The sequence below is a fragment of the Paenirhodobacter sp. YD-8 genome (assembly GCF_056590935.1).
This window is the reverse complement of the sequence record NZ_CM152649.1, coordinates 1032832-1051942: the sequence shown is the minus strand read 5'-3', so window position 1 is coordinate 1051942 and position 19111 is coordinate 1032832. Positions and strand designations below refer to the sequence as shown.

Annotated in this window: 15 protein-coding genes and 2 tRNA genes; 3 read left to right on the top strand and 14 right to left on the bottom strand. The window is 67.6% G+C overall.

Annotation, left to right across the window (positions count from 1 at the left end; translation table 11 throughout):
* Window positions 1–22: 22 nt before the first annotated feature.
* From AC0QTQ_RS05125 to AC0QTQ_RS05095, 7 genes are all read right to left on the bottom strand, one after another.
* Window positions 23–373, bottom strand: a complete 351-nt coding sequence (locus AC0QTQ_RS05125; protein WP_128148010.1) for an H-type lectin domain-containing protein — start codon at window positions 371–373, stop codon at window positions 23–25.
* A gap of 98 nt (window positions 374–471) precedes the next feature.
* Window positions 472–870, bottom strand: a complete 399-nt coding sequence (locus AC0QTQ_RS05120; protein ID WP_480258580.1) for a F0F1 ATP synthase subunit epsilon — start codon at window positions 868–870, stop codon at window positions 472–474.
* A 12-nt stretch (window positions 871–882) separates the two neighbouring features.
* Window positions 883–2301: a F0F1 ATP synthase subunit beta gene (gene atpD / locus AC0QTQ_RS05115; protein ID WP_121530270.1), complete on the bottom strand. Its 1419-nt coding sequence runs from the start codon at window positions 2299–2301 to the stop codon at window positions 883–885.
* A gap of 18 nt (window positions 2302–2319) precedes the next feature.
* Entirely contained in the window at window positions 2320–3195 is an 876-nt protein-coding gene (locus AC0QTQ_RS05110) for a F0F1 ATP synthase subunit gamma (RefSeq protein WP_121530269.1), read from the bottom strand.
* A 21-nt stretch (window positions 3196–3216) separates the two neighbouring features.
* Complete coding sequence (gene atpA / locus AC0QTQ_RS05105; RefSeq protein ID WP_121530268.1) at window positions 3217–4746, bottom strand: F0F1 ATP synthase subunit alpha; 1530 nt, start codon at window positions 4744–4746, stop codon at window positions 3217–3219.
* Complete coding sequence (locus AC0QTQ_RS05100) at window positions 4746–5306, bottom strand: F0F1 ATP synthase subunit delta (protein WP_480258579.1); 561 nt, start codon at window positions 5304–5306, stop codon at window positions 4746–4748. Before AC0QTQ_RS05100 ends, atpA begins: the two co-directional genes overlap by 1 nt.
* A 335-nt stretch (window positions 5307–5641) precedes the next feature.
* Window positions 5642–6400 carry a methyltransferase domain-containing protein gene (locus AC0QTQ_RS05095; RefSeq protein ID WP_121530267.1) on the bottom strand — a complete coding sequence of 253 codons (759 nt, stop codon included), beginning with the start codon at window positions 6398–6400 and terminating at the stop codon, window positions 5642–5644.
* A gap of 62 nt (window positions 6401–6462) precedes the next feature.
* Here AC0QTQ_RS05095 and gloB point away from each other — a divergent pair, with 62 nt between their 5' ends.
* The gene (gene gloB / locus AC0QTQ_RS05090; RefSeq protein ID WP_480258578.1) at window positions 6463–7233 is read left to right on the top strand and encodes a hydroxyacylglutathione hydrolase; all 771 of its coding nucleotides are present in this window, start codon (window positions 6463–6465) and stop codon (window positions 7231–7233) included.
* Window positions 7234–7249: 16 nt separating this feature from the next.
* On the opposite strand, the gene AC0QTQ_RS05085 is transcribed toward gloB, so the two are convergent.
* On the bottom strand, window positions 7250–8704 hold the full coding sequence (locus tag AC0QTQ_RS05085; protein ID WP_480258577.1) for a chloride channel protein: 1455 nt from the start codon (window positions 8702–8704) through the stop codon (window positions 7250–7252).
* Window positions 8705–9004: 300 nt separating this feature from the next.
* Between AC0QTQ_RS05085 and clpA the strand changes: the two genes are divergently transcribed.
* A complete protein-coding gene (gene clpA, locus AC0QTQ_RS05080) occupies window positions 9005–11326 on the top strand; it encodes an ATP-dependent Clp protease ATP-binding subunit ClpA (protein WP_480258576.1) in 2322 nt (773 codons plus the stop codon).
* Window positions 11327–11330: 4 nt separating this feature from the next.
* Window positions 11331–12314 (top strand): M23 family metallopeptidase, encoded by a 984-nt coding sequence (locus AC0QTQ_RS05075; RefSeq protein WP_480258575.1) that lies wholly within the window; start codon window positions 11331–11333, stop codon window positions 12312–12314.
* Window positions 12315–12367: 53 nt separating this feature from the next.
* Here AC0QTQ_RS05075 and AC0QTQ_RS05070 read toward each other — a convergent pair whose 3' ends face one another.
* The 6 genes from AC0QTQ_RS05070 to AC0QTQ_RS05045 form a co-directional block, all read right to left on the bottom strand.
* Window positions 12368–14260, bottom strand: coding sequence for an acyl-CoA synthetase (locus AC0QTQ_RS05070; RefSeq protein WP_480258574.1), 1893 nt, complete (start codon window positions 14258–14260; stop codon window positions 12368–12370).
* A gap of 156 nt (window positions 14261–14416) precedes the next feature.
* On the bottom strand, window positions 14417–16204 hold the full coding sequence (locus tag AC0QTQ_RS05065; RefSeq protein WP_480258573.1) for an ABC transporter transmembrane domain-containing protein: 1788 nt from the start codon (window positions 16202–16204) through the stop codon (window positions 14417–14419).
* Window positions 16205–16372: 168 nt separating this feature from the next.
* Window positions 16373–16447: transfer RNA gene (locus tag AC0QTQ_RS05060), tRNA-Glu, on the bottom strand.
* Window positions 16448–16638: 191 nt separating this feature from the next.
* Complete coding sequence (locus AC0QTQ_RS05055; RefSeq protein WP_480258572.1) at window positions 16639–17949, bottom strand: alginate O-acetyltransferase AlgX-related protein; 1311 nt, start codon at window positions 17947–17949, stop codon at window positions 16639–16641.
* Window positions 17950–18177: 228 nt separating this feature from the next.
* A tRNA-Leu gene (locus AC0QTQ_RS05050) sits at window positions 18178–18262 on the bottom strand.
* Window positions 18263–18305: 43 nt separating this feature from the next.
* The gene (locus AC0QTQ_RS05045) at window positions 18306–19082 is read right to left on the bottom strand and encodes an enoyl-CoA hydratase-related protein (RefSeq protein ID WP_480258571.1); all 777 of its coding nucleotides are present in this window, start codon (window positions 19080–19082) and stop codon (window positions 18306–18308) included.
* Between the last annotated feature and the right edge of the window lie 29 nt (window positions 19083–19111).

Here is a 19111-nt window from a genome sequence, read left to right as displayed (position 1 = left end):
CGGCGCCCCCCTGCCCTGCCCCTCAGTAGACCTCCCAGTCGTCTTCGTGTCCGACACCGCCGATCGCCATCCAGTCCGCCCGCACCCGCGCCACGCGGGTGTCGCCCCAGGTGCGGAACACGATGACGAAGCCCTCGGGCGTCACCATGTCGGCCGAGATGTCCATCCGGCCGTTGTGCTTCTGGTCGATGTCCCACATCGACAGCGAGACCTGCACCGCAGGCGCCTCGCGGAAGGGCTCGCGGAAGGTCACGACGCGGCGCAGCTCGCGCGGGCCCTCGCCGGTCCACATGATGCCGCCGTCCTGGAAATCGGAGAACAGCACCAGCGATCCCCGGGCAATTCCCACGCGGTGGGACGCGATCTTCAACATGCCTCAATCTCCGGCTTTTCCGAAGGTCTACGACGCCTCGGGAAAAGAAAAAAGCCCCGGGGTTTCCCCCGGGGCCTTCGATCTTGCGGCACCGTCCCTCAGAGGGTCATGTGCGAGCCAAGGGCTTCCATGTCGGCGAGCACCTTCATCGCGGCGTCGACGAGCGAGGGCGCAGCCTCCTCGACGGCCTTGCGGGCCTCGGCGACCATCTCGGCGTGCACGTCGGGCGTCAGTTCCGCCTTCGGCATGCCGCGCTCGGCCAGCACGATCACGCTTTCGGGCGTGATCTCGGCGAAGCCGCCGGTCACCGCGTATTCCGCGGTCCCTGCAGCGCTGACCACGGTCAGGATCCCCGGCCGCAGCGTGGTGATCAGGGGCGCATGCCCCGGCATCGCGGACAGGTCGCCATCGGCGCCCGGAATCCGCACCTCGGCCACCGGAGCGGAAGCAAGCTTCCGCTCGGGCGCGACGAGGTCGAACTGCATCGTATCGGCCATGGGTTATCCCCCTTACGCCGCAGCAGCGAGTTTCGCGGCCTTGGCGATCACTTCGTCGATGCCACCCACCATGTAGAAGGCGGCTTCCGGCAGGTGGTCGTATTCACCGGCCACCACCGCCTTGAACGACTTGATGGTGTCCTCGAGCGGAACCTGCTTGCCGTCGGCGCCGGTGAAGACCTTCGCCACGTCGAACGGCTGGCTGAGGAAGCGCTGGATCTTCCGGGCGCGGGCCACGGTCAGCTTGTCCTCTTCCGACAGTTCGTCCATGCCGAGGATGGCGATGATGTCCTGCAGCGACTTGTAGCGCTGCAGCATGCCCTGCACGTCACGGGCGACCTGATAGTGCTCTTCGCCGACGATCTGCGGATCGAGGATCCGCGAGGTCGAGTCGAGCGGGTCCACGGCCGGGTAGATGCCGAGTTCCGAGATCGCACGCGACAGAACCGTGGTGGCGTCGAGGTGGGCGAACGAGGTCGCCGGCGCCGGGTCGGTAAGGTCGTCGGCCGGAACGTAGATCGCCTGCACCGAGGTGATCGAGCCCGCCTTGGTCGAGGTGATGCGTTCCTGCAGCGCGCCCATGTCGGTGGCGAGCGTCGGCTGATAGCCCACGGCCGAGGGGATACGGCCGAGCAGCGCCGACACTTCCGAACCCGCCTGGGTGAAGCGGAAGATGTTGTCGACGAAGAACAGCACGTCCGAACCCGACTGGTCGCGGAACTGTTCGGCCAGCGTCAGGCCCGAGAGGGCGACGCGCATACGGGCCCCCGGAGGCTCGTTCATCTGGCCGTAGACCAGCGCCACCTTCGACTCCTCGAGGTTGTCGAGGTTGATGACGCCCGACTCGATCATCTCGTGATAGAGGTCGTTGCCTTCACGGGTCCGTTCACCCACGCCGGCGAACACGGAGAAGCCCGAGTGCACCTTTGCGATGTTGTTGATCAGTTCCATGATCAGAACGGTCTTGCCCACGCCGGCGCCGCCGAACAGGCCGATCTTGCCGCCCTTCGAGTAGGGGGCGAGCAGGTCGATGACCTTGATGCCGGTGACGAGGATTTCCGACGCGGTCGACTGCGCCGCGAAATCCGGGGCCGGCTGGTGGATGGCGCGGTATTCGGCCGCTTCGACCGGGCCGCGCTCGTCCACCGGCGCGCCGATGACGTTCAGGATGCGGCCGAGCGTCGCGTTGCCGACCGGCACCGAGATCGGCGAGCCGGTGTCGACGACTTCAGCGCCGCGCACGAGGCCTTCGGTGGCGTCCATCGCGATCGCGCGGACGGTGTTCTCGCCGAGGTGCTGGGCGACTTCGAGCACCAGCTTCTTGCCGTTGTTGGTGGTCTCGAGCGCGTTCAGAATTGCGGGCAGGCCGCCTTCGAACTGCACGTCGACGACGGCGCCGATGACCTGGGTCACTTTGCCTTTGCTTGCCATTGTCTATCTCCGGTTCCGTCAGAGCGCCTCGGCGCCCGAAATGATTTCGATGAGCTCTTTGGTGATCGCGGCCTGGCGCGAGCGGTTGTACTCGATCGTCAGCTTGTCGATCATGTCGCCCGCGTTGCGGGTGGCGTTGTCCATCGCCGACATCTGGGCGCCGTTGAACGAGGCGTTGTTCTCGAGCAGCGCCGAGAAGATCGCCGTCGAGACACCGCGCGGCAGCAGGTCGTGGAGGATCGCCTCCTCGCTCGGCTCGTAGTCGAAGAGCGCCGAGGAGCCATGCCCCTCGCTTTCCTCGAACTGGGCCGGGATCACCTGTTTCGCCGTCGGCACCTGCGAGATCACGCTCTCGAAGACCGAGTAGAAGATCGTCGCGACATCGAATTCGCCGGCGTCGAAGCGGGCGAGAATGTCACGGCCGATCCCGCGGGCGGTGAGATAGGTGAGTTTCTTCACCTCGCTCAGGTCCACGTGCCCGACGAAATACTGGCCATAGTCGCGGCGCAGCGCGTCGCGGCCCTTCTTGCCGACGGTCAGGATCTTCACCGTCTTGCCGGCAGCCAGCAGTTCGTCCGCCCGGTGCCGCGCAAGCTTGGCGATGTTGGCGTTGAAGCCACCGCAAAGCCCGCGTTCGCCGGTCATCACCACCAGGAGGTGGGTCTGGTCAGAGCCCGTCCCGGCCAGAAGCCGGGGCGCAGAGGCAGAGCCGCCGACCGAAGCCGCAAGGCTGGTCATCACGGCGTTCATCCGCTCGGCATAGGGCCGGGCGTGTTCGGCGGCTTCCTGGGCGCGACGGAGCTTTGCCGCCGCGACCATCTGCATCGCCTTCGTGATCTTACGAGTGTTCTTGACACTCGCGATCCGGTTCTTGAGGTCCTTAAGGCTGGGCATGTCCCTGTCCTTTCAGGCGGGTCAAGCGAAAGTCTTGGCGAATTCTGCGATCGCGGCTTTCAGCTTGGCTTCGGCATCGCCCTTGATCTTCGGATCTTCGTTGGTGATCCAGTCAAGGACATCCTTGCGGTTCGAGCGCAGGTAGCTCAGCAGCCCCTTCTCGAAGCGGTCGACTTCCTTCACCGGCACGGTGTCGAGGAAGCCGTTGGTGCCCGCGAAGATGACCGCGACGATTTCCGCGTTGGTCAGCGGCGAGTACTGCGGCTGCTTCATCAGCTCGGTCAGGCGCGCACCGCGGTTCAGCAGCTTCTGCGTGGCGGCGTCGAGGTCCGAGCCGAACTGCGCGAAGGCGGCCATTTCGCGATACTGCGCGAGTTCCAGCTTCACCGGACCGGCGACCGACTTCATCGAGTTGGTCTGGGCCGAGGAGCCGACGCGCGACACCGAGAGACCGGTGTTCACGGCCGGGCGGATGCCCTGGTAGAACAGTTCGGTTTCGAGGAAGATCTGGCCGTCGGTGATCGAGATCACGTTGGTCGGGATGTAGGCCGACACGTCGCCCGCCTGGGTCTCGATGATCGGCAGAGCGGTCAGCGAGCCGAGGCCGTAGTCCTCGTTCAGCTTCGCCGAACGTTCCAGCAGACGCGAGTGCAGGTAGAACACGTCGCCCGGATAGGCTTCACGCCCCGGGGGACGACGCAGCAGCAGCGACATCTGGCGATAGGACACGGCCTGCTTCGACAGGTCATCATAGATGATCAGCGCGTGCTGGCCGTTGTCGCGGAAGTATTCCGCCATCGCGGTCGCCGAGTAGGGGGCGAGGAACTGCATCGGCGCCGGGTCCGAGGCGGTCGCGGCGATCACGGTGGTGTATTCCATCGCGCCCGATTCCTCGAGCTTCTTCACCAGCTGCGCCACGGTCGAGCGCTTCTGGCCGACGGCGACGTAGAAGCAGTGCAGCTTGTTCGAGGGGTTGGCCTCGTTGTACGACTTCTGGTTCAGGATGGTGTCGAGCGCGATCGCGGTCTTGCCGGTCTGACGGTCGCCGATGATCAGCTCGCGCTGGCCACGGCCGATCGGGATCATCGCGTCGACCGATTTCAGGCCGGTCGCCATCGGTTCGTGCACCGATTTGCGCGGGATGATGCCCGGAGCCTTAACGTCGGCGATGCGACGCTCGACATAGGTCACCGGACCCTTGCCGTCGATCGGGTTGCCGAGGGCGTCAACGACGCGACCGAGCAGGCCCGGGCCGGTGGGCACGTCCACGATCGCGTTGGTGCGCTTGACGACATCGCCTTCCTTGATGTCGCGGTCGGAGCCGAAGATCACGATACCGACGTTGTCGACCTCGAGGTTCAGCGCCATCCCGCGGATGCCGCCGGGGAACTCGACCATTTCGCCCGCCTGGACGTTGTCGAGCCCGTGCACGCGGGCGATACCGTCGCCCACCGAGAGCACGCGGCCGACTTCGGCCATCTGGGCGTCCTGCCCGAAGTTCTTGATCTGCTCCTTGAGGATCGCAGAGATCTCAGCTGCTTGGATGCCCATTATCCGACCTCTTTCATGGTGTTCTGGAGAGAAGCGAGCTTCGAGCGGATCGAGGTGTCGATCATGCGCGAGCCCAGCCTGACAATCATTCCGCCGATCAGGCTGTCATCGACGGCGACATTGAGCTTGACGGTCTTGCCCGTCTTTTCCTGCAGCGTGGCGGCCAGCTTGGCGGCCTGCTCGTCGCTGAGGGGCGCGGCGGCGGTGACCTCGGCGGTCACTTCGCCCTTCGCCGTGGCAATCGCCTCGGCCAGCGCCTTGAGAAGCTGCGGCAGCGCGAACAGGCGACGCTTGGACGCCATCAGCGCAAGCCCCTGCGCCATCGGCGCCGAGAGGCCCATGCGCGCGGCCACCGAGGCGATCGCCTTGCCCTGATCGTCGCGGCTGTAGAGCGGCGAGGAGATCAGGTCGCGCAGCTCGGCCGAGGCGGCCAGAGCCGCACCGAGCGCACCGACATCGGCCTCGAGGGCATCAACGCCCCCGGCATCCCGTGCGAGTTCGAAGATGGCCGTGGCATAGCGCCCGGCGATGGCTGCGGAAATCGAAGCTGGTTCGGACACGTCCACCCTTCCGATGCTCTTGCCCCCGCGCGTCCGATCCGATCGCACCGACCGGGCCGGGCCGGAGGCTCCCTTCGGCGTTCGGGTTCCCGCCCAGACGCCGCATTCGGGACCGCGTGTAGCAGAGCCATCCCCCCCTCGCAACCGTCTTGCACAAGAGAATGTGAGGTGCGCGAAAGGAATTCGGCCAGGGGCGGAACTGTTAGCGCAAGCCGACCGGAAGTTGTGGCGCTAACACGATGCTGCAATGCAGCATCCCACTTTTGCAGGGGGTGCCGGGCGGGGCGGTTCGTGGCATGATTCCCCTGCGGCAGGGGCCGCCCCGGGCCGCGGCCTCAGACCGGATCGGCCATCGGCTTCGCCGCCCCTTCCAGGATCGACAGCGGCTTGCGCACCGCGGCGCCAAGCCCCGGCCGGCGCGGCGAATGCACCTGTTTCGACAGCTCGAGAAACAGCACGCCCGCGGCAAGGAAGCCCGACACCCGCGCCCCCATCCGCTCCCACATCGCCGCCGAGCGCAGCCAGAACCGGCGGTGCGAGGGCGGGATGTAGAGGGCCGCGGCGTGGCGTTCGGGCACGAATCCGGCGCGCCGCGCCTGCATGTCGAGCTGGGCAAGCGTGTAGGGCCGGCCAAAGCCGAAGGGGGTGGTCTCGCGCGGCGCCCAGAGGCCCGAGCGGTTCGGCACGATCAGCATCGCCCGCCCGCCGGGGCCGAGCACCCGCCAGCATTCCTCGAGCAGCGCATCGGGGTTGTCCGAGACCTCGAGCCCGTGCAGCACCACCAGCCGGTCGACCATGCCGGTCTCGAGCGGCCAGCGCGTCTCCTCGCACAGCACCGAGACATTGGGCATCCCCGCGGGCCAGGGCATCACCCCCTGCGCCGCGGGCATCAGCCCGATCACCCGCCGCGCCGGCGCGAGATAGGGCCGCAGCAGCGGCACCGCAAAGCCATAGCCCGCCACGGTCAGCCCCGCCATCTCGGCCGAGGTCGCGGGCCAGAGCTCGAGCAGACGGTCGCGCACCGCGCGCTGCGCCGCACGGCCAAGCTGGGTGCGATAGTAGAAATTGCGCAGGTCGAGCACGTCGAGGTGCATTGCGTGCGGTCCCTCCCCGGGCGTAACTGGGGGCCACAATAGCGAATGCGACACGAAAAGCCATGACCCTCGAATTGCTGATCGTCCCCTGTCTTGCCGACAATTACGCCTATCTGCTGCACGATGCCGGCAGCGACACGACCGCGGTCGTCGACGTGCCCGAGGCGGCGCCGGTGCAGCAGCTGCTGGCCGAGCGCGGCTGGCGGCTCGACACGATCGTGCTCACCCACCACCACAATGACCACATCGCCGGGGTGGCCGCGCTGGCGGGCGCGACCGGGGCCGCGGTGATCGGCGCCGAGGCCGATGCGCACCGGTTGCCGCGACTCGACACGGCCGTGCATCCGGGCCAGGTGATCGAGGTCGCGGGCCACCGCACCGAGATCCTCGATGCCGCGGGCCATACCCTCGGCCACATCGCCTTTCACATGCCGCGGGCGGGGCTCCTGTTCTCGGGCGACAGCCTGATGAGCTGGGGCTGCGGGCGGCTGTTCGAGGGCAGCCCGGCGCAGATGCTGGCGACGCTGACCCGGATGGCGGCGCTTCCGGGCGACACGCTGATCTGCTCGGGCCACGAATACACCGAAGCGAACGGCCGCTTCGCGCTGAGCCTCGAGCCCGAGGCCCCTGCCCTGCGCGCGCGGATGGCCGAGGTGAAGGCGCTGCGCGCCGAGGGGCGGCCGACGGTGCCGGCCCGGCTGGATCAGGAACTGGCGACGAACCCGTTCCTGCGCGGCGCCGATCCGGCGCTGAAACGTGCCCTCGGCCTGCCGCCCGAGGCAAGCGCGCTTGACACCTTCACCGAGGCGCGGGCGCGCAAGGACCGGTTCTGAGCGATCCGCGGGCCGCTCAGCGCGGCCCGTCGCCGTCCTTGCCGGCGGCGCCCGCGGGCCGGTCGTCCGCAGGGCTGTCCTCGAACAGCGCCTCGGCCTCGGCCACCGCCGCCACCTCCTGTGCCGCCGCCGCACGCCCCGCCGCCCCGGCCGCACGCGCCGCACGCAGCGCATCGGCCACAAAGAGCCGCGACAGGGTGGCATAGAGCGGCTCGGGCGAGATGAAGCGCGAGGTGCCATAGCCGAGCATCGCCGCCGCCATCACTGGCACGATGATGTCGTGGTTGCCGGTCATCTCGATGATGATGACAAACGCCGTCATCGGCGCCTGCGTCACCCCGGCGAAATAGCCAGCCATGCCAAGGATCGCGGCCAGCCCCACCTCGCTCGACAGCACCAGCGCCACGGTGGCGCCCAGCCCCGCGCCGACCGAGAGCGAGGGCGCGAAGAGCCCCCCCGGAATCCCCGAGACGGTGGCGGCCAGCGTCGAGACGAGCTTTGCCAGGAAATAGCTGGGCGGCGGCGCCTGCCCCTCGATCGCGGCGCGGGCGACGTCATAGCCCGTGCCCCAGGTCAGCCCGTCATAGGAGACGCCCGCGACCGCGGTGACGATGCCCGCAACGAGCGCCACCAGCACCGCCTTGCGCCCCGCACTGACCACGCGCAAGCGCCGCAGCCAGCGGGTGATGAAGATCACAGCGCGGCTGAACAGCGCCCCGACGACGCCCCCGACGAGACCGCAGGCCAGCACCAGCAGCCCGTCGCGCCAGCCGCTCGCCAGCGCGTCGGACTGGCCGAAATAGGTGTAGTTGCCGAGAATGCCGAGCGAGGAGAGACCGGCGATGATCACCGTGATCAGCACCACGCCGTTCGTGCGCGCCTTGTAGGCGCGGCTCATTTCCTCGATCGCGAAGACGATGCCCGCGACCGGGGTATTAAAGGCCGCCGCGATGCCCGCGGCCGAGCCCGCAAGGATCAGCCCGCGCCCCGCCGGGATGCCGCCGAAACGCCCCGCCGCCATCATGATCGAGGCGCCGACCTGCACCGTCGGCCCCTCGCGCCCGATCGAGGCGCCGCAGAACAGGCCGGCCACGGTCAGCACCACCTTGCCCACGGCAATCTTCAGGCTCAGCATCGCGCCGCGGTCGGGCAGGTCGCGCAGCACCCGCGCCGCCATCGCCTGCGGAATGCCCGAGCCCTGCGAATTCGGGATCCAGCTCCGCGCCGCCCAGGCACAGGCGACGAAGCCGAGCGGGGTGAGGATCAGCGGCGCAAGGCGGAACTCGTCGGTTCCCGCGAAGGCCGCGAAGGTCTTCTGCGCGAAGTCGGCGGCAATTGCGAAACCGGCGCTGATCGCACCGATCGCGAGCGCACCGATCCAGAACACGAAGCGCGACTTCCACAGCCGTGTCGAGTTCATCGCCCGCGAGCGACGCCACATCGCCAGACGCGAGATCCGGAAGGAGGCCATCGTTCTTTCCGTCATTTCCCTAACGAGAGGCCCTTCCAATGACCCCTTCCCCACCCTATTTCAACCCGGAACTGGTCCCGACGCGGGATTTTCACCCCCGGACACGCCCTCTGCGGACGGCGGGGCACCTGCCCTCGGGGCGGGAAAACGGGCAGAGGTTCTGTTCACTTTTCGGGCAGAGCGGAAACAGTGAGTGATTTTTACGCAAAGAGGGCTTGAAGCGCGGCCGTTTCCGCCGAACTCTAGTCCTATCGGACCAGCACAGGGCCCAGGCCCCGCACCCCAGGAAAGGAGCACCAAATGCCGTCGTTCTCGACCACGCTCGAACAAGCCATCCACGGGGCCCTCGCGCTGGCAAATTCGCACAAGCACGAGCTTGCAACGCTCGAACACCTGCTGCTCGCGCTGATCGACGAGCCCGACGCCAGCCGCGTGATGCGCGCCTGCGGCGTCGATCTCGACGAGCTGCGCCAGACCCTGAACGAATTCATCGAAGACGACCTGTCGACCCTCGTCACCGAGGTCGAGGGTTCGGAGGCCGTGCCCACGGCCGCCTTCCAGCGCGTGATCCAGCGCGCCGCGATCCATGTGCAAAGCTCGGGGCGCACCGAGGTGACGGGGGCGAACGTGCTCGTCGCGATCTTCGCCGAGCGCGAGAGCAACGCCGCCTTCTTCCTGCAGGAGCAGGACATGACCCGTTATGACGCGGTCAACTTCATCGCCCATGGCGTCGCCAAGGACCCCGCCTTCGGCGAGGCGCGCCCGGTCGTCGGCGCCGAGGACGAGCAGAAGGCCGAGGCGGCCCAGCCCGGCGAGGCGAAGGAATCGGCGCTGGCGAAATACTGCGTCAACCTGAACCAGAAGTCGCAAAAGGGCGACATCGACCCGCTGATCGGCCGCGAGGAAGAGGTCGAGCGCGCGATCCAGGTGCTGTGCCGCCGACGCAAGAACAACCCGCTGCTGGTGGGCGACCCCGGTGTCGGCAAGACCGCCATCGCCGAGGGCCTCGCGCTCAAGATCACCCGTGGCGAGACGCCCGAGATCCTGTCGAAGGCGACGATCTTCTCGCTCGACATGGGCGCGCTCTTGGCCGGCACCCGCTATCGCGGCGATTTCGAGGAACGGCTGAAGGCGGTGGTGAAGGAGCTCGAGGACCATCCCGACGCGATCCTCTTCATCGACGAGATCCACACGGTGATCGGCGCCGGCGCCACCTCGGGCGGGGCGATGGATGCCTCGAACCTGCTGAAACCGGCGCTGGCCGGCGGCAAGCTGCGCTGCATGGGCTCGACCACCTACAAGGAGTTCCGCCAGCACTTCGAGAAGGACCGCGCGCTCTCCCGCCGGTTCCAGAAGATCGACGTGAACGAACCCACGGTGCAGGATTCGGTGAAGATCCTGATGGGGCTGAAGCCCTATTTCGAGAAGCATCACGACATCCGCTATACCAATGACGCGATCAAGGCGGCAGTGGAGCTGTCGGCGCGCTACATCCATGACCGCAAGCTGCCCGACAAGGCGATCGACGTGATCGACGAGGCCGGCGCCGCCCAGCATCTGCTGAGCGAGAGCAAGCGGCGCAAGACGCTGGGCCCGAAGGAGATCGAGGCGGTGGTGGCGAAGATCGCCCGGATCCCGCCGAAGACCGTCTCGAAGAGCGATGCCGAGGTGCTGCGCGATCTGGAAAAGACGCTCAAGCGTGTGGTCTTCGGTCAGGACAAGGCGATCGAGGTGCTCGCCTCGGCGATCAAGCTCAGCCGCGCCGGCCTGCGCGAGCCGGAAAAGCCGATCGGCAACTACCTGTTCGCGGGCCCCACGGGCGTCGGCAAGACCGAGGTGGCGAAGCAGCTGGCCGATACGCTCGGCGTCGAACTGCTGCGCTTCGACATGTCGGAATACATGGAGAAGCACGCGGTCAGCCGGCTGATCGGTGCGCCTCCGGGCTATGTCGGCTTCGATCAGGGCGGCATGCTGACCGATGGCGTCGACCAGCACCCGCATTGCGTGCTGCTGCTCGACGAGATCGAGAAGGCGCATCCGGATGTCTACAACATCCTCTTGCAGGTGATGGACCACGGCAAGCTGACCGACCACAACGGCCGGACGGTGGACTTCCGCAACGTGATCCTGATCATGACCTCGAACGCGGGCGCCTCGGAACAGGCGAAAGCGGCGATCGGCTTCGGCCGCGACCGGCGCGAGGGCGAGGACACGGCGGCGATCGAGCGCACCTTCACGCCCGAGTTCCGCAACCGTCTCGATGCCGTGGTCAGCTTCGCGCCGCTGTCGCGTGACGTGATCTTGCAGGTTGTCGACAAGTTCGTGCTGCAGCTCGAGGCGCAGCTGATCGACCGCAACGTGCATATCGAGCTGAGCCCCGAGGCGGCGAACTGGCTCGCCGAGCGCGGCTATGACGACAAGATGGGCGCGCGTCCGCTCGGCCGCGTGATCCAGGAATACATCAAGAAGCCGCTCGCCGAGGAACTGCTGTTCGGCAAGCTGACCAAGGGCGGCATGGTCTTCATCGGGGTCAAGGACGACGCCATCGTCCTCGACGTCGAGGAGCTCGGCAAGCCGCGCCTGACCGGCGAGGCGAAACCGCGCCTGCTGCCCGCCGGCTGATCCCGTGCGGTCCAGACGACATCGGATCCCGGCCCTGATCCTCGGGGCCGGGATTTTCCTTGCCCCGGCCGCGTCGGCCGGGACGATCACGCTTGCCCTGCCCATCGACTGCACGCTGGGCAAGGACTGCTACATCCAGCATTACGTCGACCGCGACCCGGGGCCGGGGATCCGCGATTACGGCTGCGGCACCGTCACCTATCAGGGCCATGACGGCACGGATTTCGCCCTGCCCACCCGTGCGGCGATGGCGGCGGGCGTCGCGGTGCTGGCGGCCGCTCCGGGCCGGGTGCGCGCGGTGCGCGACGGCGAGGCGGATGGCGCCCATCTGGCCGGCGAAAGCGTGAAGGGCAAGGAATGCGGCAACGGCGTGCTGATCGAGCACGGCGCGGGCTGGCAGACGCAATATTGCCACATGAGGCGCGGCTCGATCCGGGTGACGCCGGGCGAGACGGTCGCGGCCGGCACCCCTCTTGGCTTGGTGGGAGAGTCGGGGCTGGCGGAGTTTCCGCACCTGCACCTGTCACTGCGCGAGAACGGCACGACCGTCGATCCGTTCCGGCCCGAGGCCACGGAAAACTGCACCATGACCGCGCAGGCCGGGCTGTGGCAAAGCCCCGAGCCCTATACCCCGGGCGGCCTGCTCGAGGCGGGGCTGGCCTCTGCCCCGCCCGATTACGACGCGGTGCGGGCCGGTCTGCCGGCCGCCACCGTGCTTCCCGCCGATGCCGGGGCATTGCTGCTCTGGGCCTATGGCTGGGAAAGCCTGACCGGCGACGTGCTGCGCGTTCTCATCGACGGGCCCGCGGGCTATCACTTCGTGCAGGAGACGCCGCTCAGGAAGGGACAGGCGCTGTTTCTGGCCTATGCCGGAAAGAAGGCTCCACCGGGCGGCTTTGCCCCGGGCAGCTACCGCGCCACGGCCGAGCTGGTCCGCGCCGGCAAGGTGATCGGCAGCCGGCGCGCGACGGTCGAGCTGGGCGGCTGAGCGCAAGGGGAAAGGGGCGGACCAGCGGCCCGCCCCCAGATCTCAGGTCCGCCTCACTTCGCCCATTCCCAAGGCACGGTGAACTCGCCGAGCTTGCGCTTGACGGCCTCTTCCTCGACCGCGCCGGTGGTGGCGATCTCGGCCACCAGACCGCGCTTCTTGTCCTCGATCACCGAGACGACATGGGCGGCGATCGCCGCCTCCTTCAGCGCGGCGTCCAGCACCCGCTGGATCGCGCGCTTGCGCAGGTCGGGCTTGAAGATCTTGCCGACCGCGGTCTTCGGCAGTTCCGCCATGATCTCGATATGCTTCGGGATCGCGGCGCGCTCGTGGATGTGCTTCTTCGCATGGGCCATGATCTCGGCCTCGGTCACCTCGGCGCCCGCCACCAGCTCGACATAGGCGCAGGGAAGCTCGCCCGCGAAGCTGTCGGGCTGGCCGATGGCACCGGCGAAGGCCACCGCCGGATGGCTGAGCAGCGCCTCCTCGATCTCGGCCGGGTCGATGTTGTGCCCGCCGCGGATGATCAGGTCCTTCGCGCGGCCGGTGATCCACAGATAGCCGTCCCCATCCAGGCGCCCGAGGTCGCCGGTGCGCAGGAAGCGGTCCTCGGCGAACAGATCGTGGTTCTTGTCCGGCTCGGTATAGGTCGAGCCCTCGAAGACGCCCGGGTTGGCGACGCAGATCTCGCCGACCTCGTCGATGCCGCATTCGATGTATTCGTGGTTCACCCGGCGCAGGATCCGCACATGGGTGTAGGGCAGCGGCAGGCCGACCGAGCCGACCTTCTTCTTGCCGTCGGGCGGGTTCACCGCGACGAGGCAGGTCGCCTCGGTCAGGCCATAGCCCTCGCAGACCTCGACGCCGGTCGCCTCCTTGAAGCGGGTATACAGCTCGACCGGCAGCGCCGCCGAGCCCGAGATCGCCGTGCGCAGCGACGAGATATCGGCATTCACCGGCCGCTGCATCAGCGCCGAGATCGCCGTCGGCACGGTGATCAGGAAGGTGACCTGCCAGCGCTCGACCAGCTTCCAGAAATTGTCGAAGACGCCCTCGCCGCGATAGCCCGCGGGCGTCGGCATCACCACATGCGCGCCCGCCGCGATCGCCGACATCATGATCGGATAGGCGGCGAAGACGTGGAACAGCGGCAAGGGGCAGATCATCACGTCGGTCTCGTCGAACAGCAGCGTGCCGCCGAGCCAGCCGTTGTAGATCATCCCCGAATACTTGTGCTGCGCCACCTTCGGCATGCCGGTGGTGCCGCCGGTGTGGAAATAGGCCGCGACCCGGTCGCCGGTGCTGTCCGCGAAGGTCAGCCGGTCGCCCGGCATCTTCGCGCATTCGCGGTTGAAGTCGAAGACGTCGGCGTGATGGCGCGTCTCCATCTTCGGGCGCAGGAAGGGCACGATCCAGCTTTTCGGCGGCGCGAGATAGCGGTTCAGGTCGATCTCGAGCACCGTCTGCACGTTCGGCGCGAACTTCACCGCCTCGGCCGCCTTCTGCGCCACGTCGGTCTTCGGGAAGGCCTTGAGCGTGACCAGGACCTTGGCCTTGGTCTCGCGCAGGATCGCCGAGATCTGCTCGGATTCAAGCAGCGGGTTGATCGGGTTGACGATGCCCGCCGTCGCCCCGCCCAGAAGCGTGATCGCGGTCTCGAGGCAGTTCGGCAGCAGATAGGCGACGGTGTCCCCCTCGCCCACGCCGAGGCTGCGCAGCAGGTTCGCGGCCTGTGTCACCCGCGCATGCAGCGCCGACCAGGTCAGCGTCTGCGCCGGCGCCTTCGGGTCGGAGAACAGCTGGAACGACAGCGCCGGCCGCGCCCCGTGGCGCTGTTTCGCACGCGTCAGAAACTCGTACAGCGTCTTCGCGTTGTCGCGCGCCGCCCAGGGCGCCTCACGCTCGATACGATCACGGTCCGCGACCGTGGCATAGACTTCCGCCATCTCAACCTCCCCTGCCCGTTCCTCCCCGGGCCTCGCCCGCAGAATGCGTCAAAGCGCCGACGGGCGGCAAGGGCAAGGCTTACCAAAACGTCACGTCATGGCAGCCATGACGCGAGGGCATCCCTGCCCCGCCCCGCGGGGGAAGCGGCGCCCGCCTCAGAGGGCGGCGCCGTCGGTGAACTGGAGCTTGGCAAGCTCGGCGTAAAGCCCGCCCTGGGCCACCAGTTCCTCATGCGTGCCCTGGGCGACGATCCGGCCCTCGTCGAAGACGACGATGCGATGCGCCTTCTTCACCGTGGCCAGCCGGTGCGCCACGATCACCGTGGTGCGCCCGACCGACAGCCGGTCGACCGCCGCCTGCACCTCGCGCTCGGAGGCGGCATCAAGGGCCGAGGTCGCCTCGTCGAGCAGCAGGATCGGCGCGTCGCGCAGGATCGCGCGGGCGATGGCGATGCGCTGCTTCTGCCCGCCCGACAGCATCACGCCACGCTCGCCCACATAGGTGTCGAAGCCCTGCGGCAGCGCGGTCAGGAAGTCCCAGGCATGGGCCGCGCGCGCGGCCTCCTCGACCTCGGCATCCGTCGCCTCGGGCCGGCCGAAGCGGATGTTCTCGCGCGCGGAGGCCGCGAAGATCACCGGGTCCTGCGGCACGAGCGCGATGGCCCGGCGGAAATCGGCACGCGCCAGGCTTCGCAGGTCATAGCCGTCGATGGTGACGCGCCCCGTCTCCGGGTCCCAGAACCGCTGGATCAGCTGCACGACAGTGGTCTTGCCCGCCCCCGAGGGGCCGACAAGGGCTACGGTCTCGCCCGGCTCGATCGTCAGCGCGACATGGTCGAGCGCCGAGGTCTCGGGCCGCGAGGGATAGTGGAAGCTGACGTCCTCGAAGCGGATCGCTCCCTTCGCCGGCATCGGCAGCGGCACCGGATGCTCGGGATCGGTGACGCTGTCATGGGCCGAGAGCAGCTCGACCAGACGCTCGGTCGCGCCCGCGGCACGCTGCAGCTCGCCCCAGATCTCGGAGAGCGCCCCGACCGAGCCCGCGACCATCACCGCATAGATCACGAACTGCACCAGCTCGCCCACAGACATCGCGCCGCCGCGCACGTCGCGCGCACCGACCCACAGCACGCCGACGACGCCCGCGAAGACGAGGAAGATCACGATCACCGTCATCAGCGCGCGGGTGCTGATCCGCCGCCGCGCCGAGTCATAACTTTTCTCGGTCACGTCCGAGAAGGCGCGCCGGGTCAGCGCCTCGTGGGTGAAGGCCTGCACCGTCTGCGCCGAGAGCAGCGCCTCCGAGGCCGAGGCCGAGGAGGCGGCGATCCAGTCCTGGTTCTCGCGGCCGAGAACGCGCAACCGCCGGCCCATCACCACGATCGGCACGACGACGAGCGGCACCACCAGCAGCACCAGCCCGGTCAGCTTGGCCGAGGTGACGAGCAGCATCAGCAGGCCGCCGATCAGGATCAGCACGTTGCGCAGCGCGACCGAGACCGAGGAGCCGATCACCGAGAGGATCAGCGTGGTGTCGGTGGTGATGCGCGAGATGATCTCGCCGGTCAGGATGCGTTCGAAGAACGAGGGCGACATGCCGATCACCCGGCCGAACACCGCCTTGCGGATATCGGCAACGACGCGTTCGCCGAAGCGGGTGACAAGGGCATAGCGCAGCCCGGTGCCGATCGCGAGCAGCGCCGCGATGACGAGGGCCGCGCCGAAATACTGGTCGAGCAGTTCGGCCCCCTGCTGGAACCCGTCGACGACGCGGCGCACCGCGATCGGCAGGATCAGGCTGATCGAGGCGGTGAGGACAAGCGCCGCGAGCGCCGCGGCAGCGGTGCCGCGATAGGGCCGCACGAAGGGGGCAAGCCCCCTCAGCGCGCCGATGCGTTTCGTGGTGGGCCGGTCCTCGATCGGGGCTTGCGGTCTGCGTGCCATGGGCTCTCCCTTCGTTTGTTGCCCGTTTAGGCGGCGAAACCGCTCCGGGCAAGCATTGTGTTCCTGCAGGCAGAATCTGCACGCAGCCGTGATGGCGGGGGAAGAAAAGCAGAACGCCGCCGCCACCCCGAAGGGTGGTCAGCGGTGATCGTTCATGTCGCGGAAGATTGGCAGCGCCTACGGGATTCGAACCCGTGTTTTATGGCTGAGAACCACACGTCCTGACCCCTAGACGAAGGCGCCACATCCGTGGGGGGCGATATAGGCCGATGCCTTGGCGGGCACAAGCGGATTTTGCACCTTCCCACGGTCTGGTGAACGGGCCGCATCGCCTTGGCCCGCCATTCCAACGGCACGATCAGCCCCGCCCCCCCGGGCCCGACCTGCCGCCGCGGTCCGTCGGGGAGGACGCCCGCGATCCGCATCCGGAGATCTCAGCCGGGCAGCGTCACGAGCTCGGAACGCCGCAGCGAAATCGTTCCGGGTGCGGCCAACGGATCGAAGCGGAGACCTCGCACCAGCCGCCCGCCGAATTCGAACTGCAGCCGGTTGAACCCGCGGACGACGGCGAGGCTGATGCTGTTCTCGCCACTGAACGTCCGATCACCCTCGGGGATGAAGAAGAACTGCGCCACAGAATCGACATCCGACACGAACTCGACCGTGAACCTCTCGATCCGTTGCCCCGCAGTGCCATGGATCGAGAAGATCGGATCGTTGCCGGTCACCCGGAAGGACGCGCCGGTATCGACCAGATCCTGGACCGGCACGAGTTGCGTTTCCGCAGACGGATGCAGCGCGTCGACAACGGGGGTCCAGCGGTCATAGGCGAGCCGGTGAAAGCGATGCGACAGCTGCGCGTTGAAGGCCAGCTGATGCCGGCCGTCCGACGCATAGTCGGGGGAATTGAGCTGCGACAGCAGGAAGCTTTCCCCGTCGACATCGCGATCGACCTTCATCAGGTATCGCTCGACATTGCCGGAGATGATCGCGTCCGGCTCGTAGAGCGCGACGATGTCCTCCTGGAAGGACGACGAGCGGACGAAGAGGATTTCGCGGAAATAGCGGGCGAGAAGCTTGAGCGACATGTGCAGGAAGCTGTCGCCGAACACCAGAAGCCTGCTCTCGGTCACGGAATGCCGGTTCCGAACGACGACGCTGTGGAACCGGTTTCGGGGCAGAAGGCGCAAGTTGTCGGAAATGAAAAATCTGAACTTCGGCCGGAGCAGCATCTCGGGGACCGTTCCGGACAGTGCGGCCATCTTTGCCAGATCGCCGGCCAGATTGTCCTCGGTGACCTCGAAGGCGTCGTGGATGTCGTCGGCCTCAATCCCGATCTTCGACAGCAGGGCCTGCACAACGATCAGCGCGCCACGATCATTCAGATGGGTATCCCAGGTTCTGAAGACGTGGCCTTGCTTCCGCCCCTCGAGAAGCAGGTCGATCGGATAGAGGATCTCGTCATCGCCGGCGAAATAGCGCTGATAGATGCCGTCGACCCGCCCCGCAAGATCGTCGGGCAGGTGGTCGCGATAGACCAGATGCTTCGACGGATAGACGACATGCGCATAGGGGATGCCCCGTTCCGCGCACCAGGCCCGCCGGGCCGAGATGTTGTCGCGGAAATTGCGCACCGATGCCGACATCGGCACCGCCTCTCCGATCAGGAGCGAGGTTTCGGCATGCGCCCCGTTGTGGAGAAAGAGGAAATTTTCTTTGCCAAAAATTACGTTATCCCGAATCACATTTCCCGTCCTTGCAAGCTCGGGTCAGGCCGTCCCGACCCCGGCACTGTGCCGTGCCACATCTGTCCTGTCCAGCCAGCCGGCCGCATGACGATGACCCACCGTGCCGGAAAGGGCGCGCCGTCTCCCCCGCGCGGGAACGCTCTCAGGTGACGGCTGACACGCGCAATGCGCGGCGATTGCGGAATGCCCCCGTCAGATCGGGGCCGGACAGGTCTCGCTTGGTCGTGGTGCGGGCGACCGGACTCGAACCGGCATGGGCTGGGCCCGAGGGAGTTTAAGTCCCATGCGTCTACCATTTCGCCACGCCCGCACTCGGCCCTTGGCTAGCGTGCCCCGGGCCCGCCGGCAAGCGCTCAGCGGCCCTCGAACCGTGCCGCGCGCTTCTCGAGGAAGGCCTGCACCCCCTCGCGGAAGTCCTGCGTCAGGCCAAGCCCGCCTTGCAGTTCCGCCTCGAGCGACAGCTGCGCCGACAGATCATTGGCCGAGCTTTCCCGCATCGCCCGTTTCACCGCGGCAAAGGCGCGGGTCGGGCCCTTGGCCAGATGCTCGGCGCGGGCGCGCCAGTGATGGGCGAAATCGACGTCGGGCACGGCCTCCCAGATCATTCCCTGCGCGGCGGCCTCGGCCGCAGTGACCTTATCGGCAAAAAGCGCGAGCCCCATGGCGCGGGCAAGCCCCACCTGCCGCGGCAGCCAATAGGTGCCGCCCGCGTCCGGCATCAGCCCGATCCGGGTGAAGGCCTGCAGGAAGACTGCCGATTCGGTGGCGATCACCACATCGGCCGAGAGCGCGAGATTGGCCCCTGCCCCGGCCGCGGCGCCGTTCACTGCGGCAATCACCGGCACCGGGCAGTCGGTGATCGCCTTCAGGATCGGCTCGTATTCCTCGCGCAGCACGGTCTCGAGCTCGAGCACCCCGGTCGCCGCGCCATCGGCCAGATCCTGGCCCGAGCAGAAGGCCCGCCCCGCGCCGGTCAGCACGATCGCCCGCGCCTCGCCCGTGGCGCGGCTCAGCGCCTCGCGCAGCTCGGCCCGCATCGTGGTGTTGAGCGCATTCATCACCTCGGGGCGGTTCATCGTGATGACCGCAAGCCCCTCGGAAATCTCGTAACGGATCGTCTGCCAGCTCATGCCGTCCTCCCTTGTCCCGGTCGAAGATT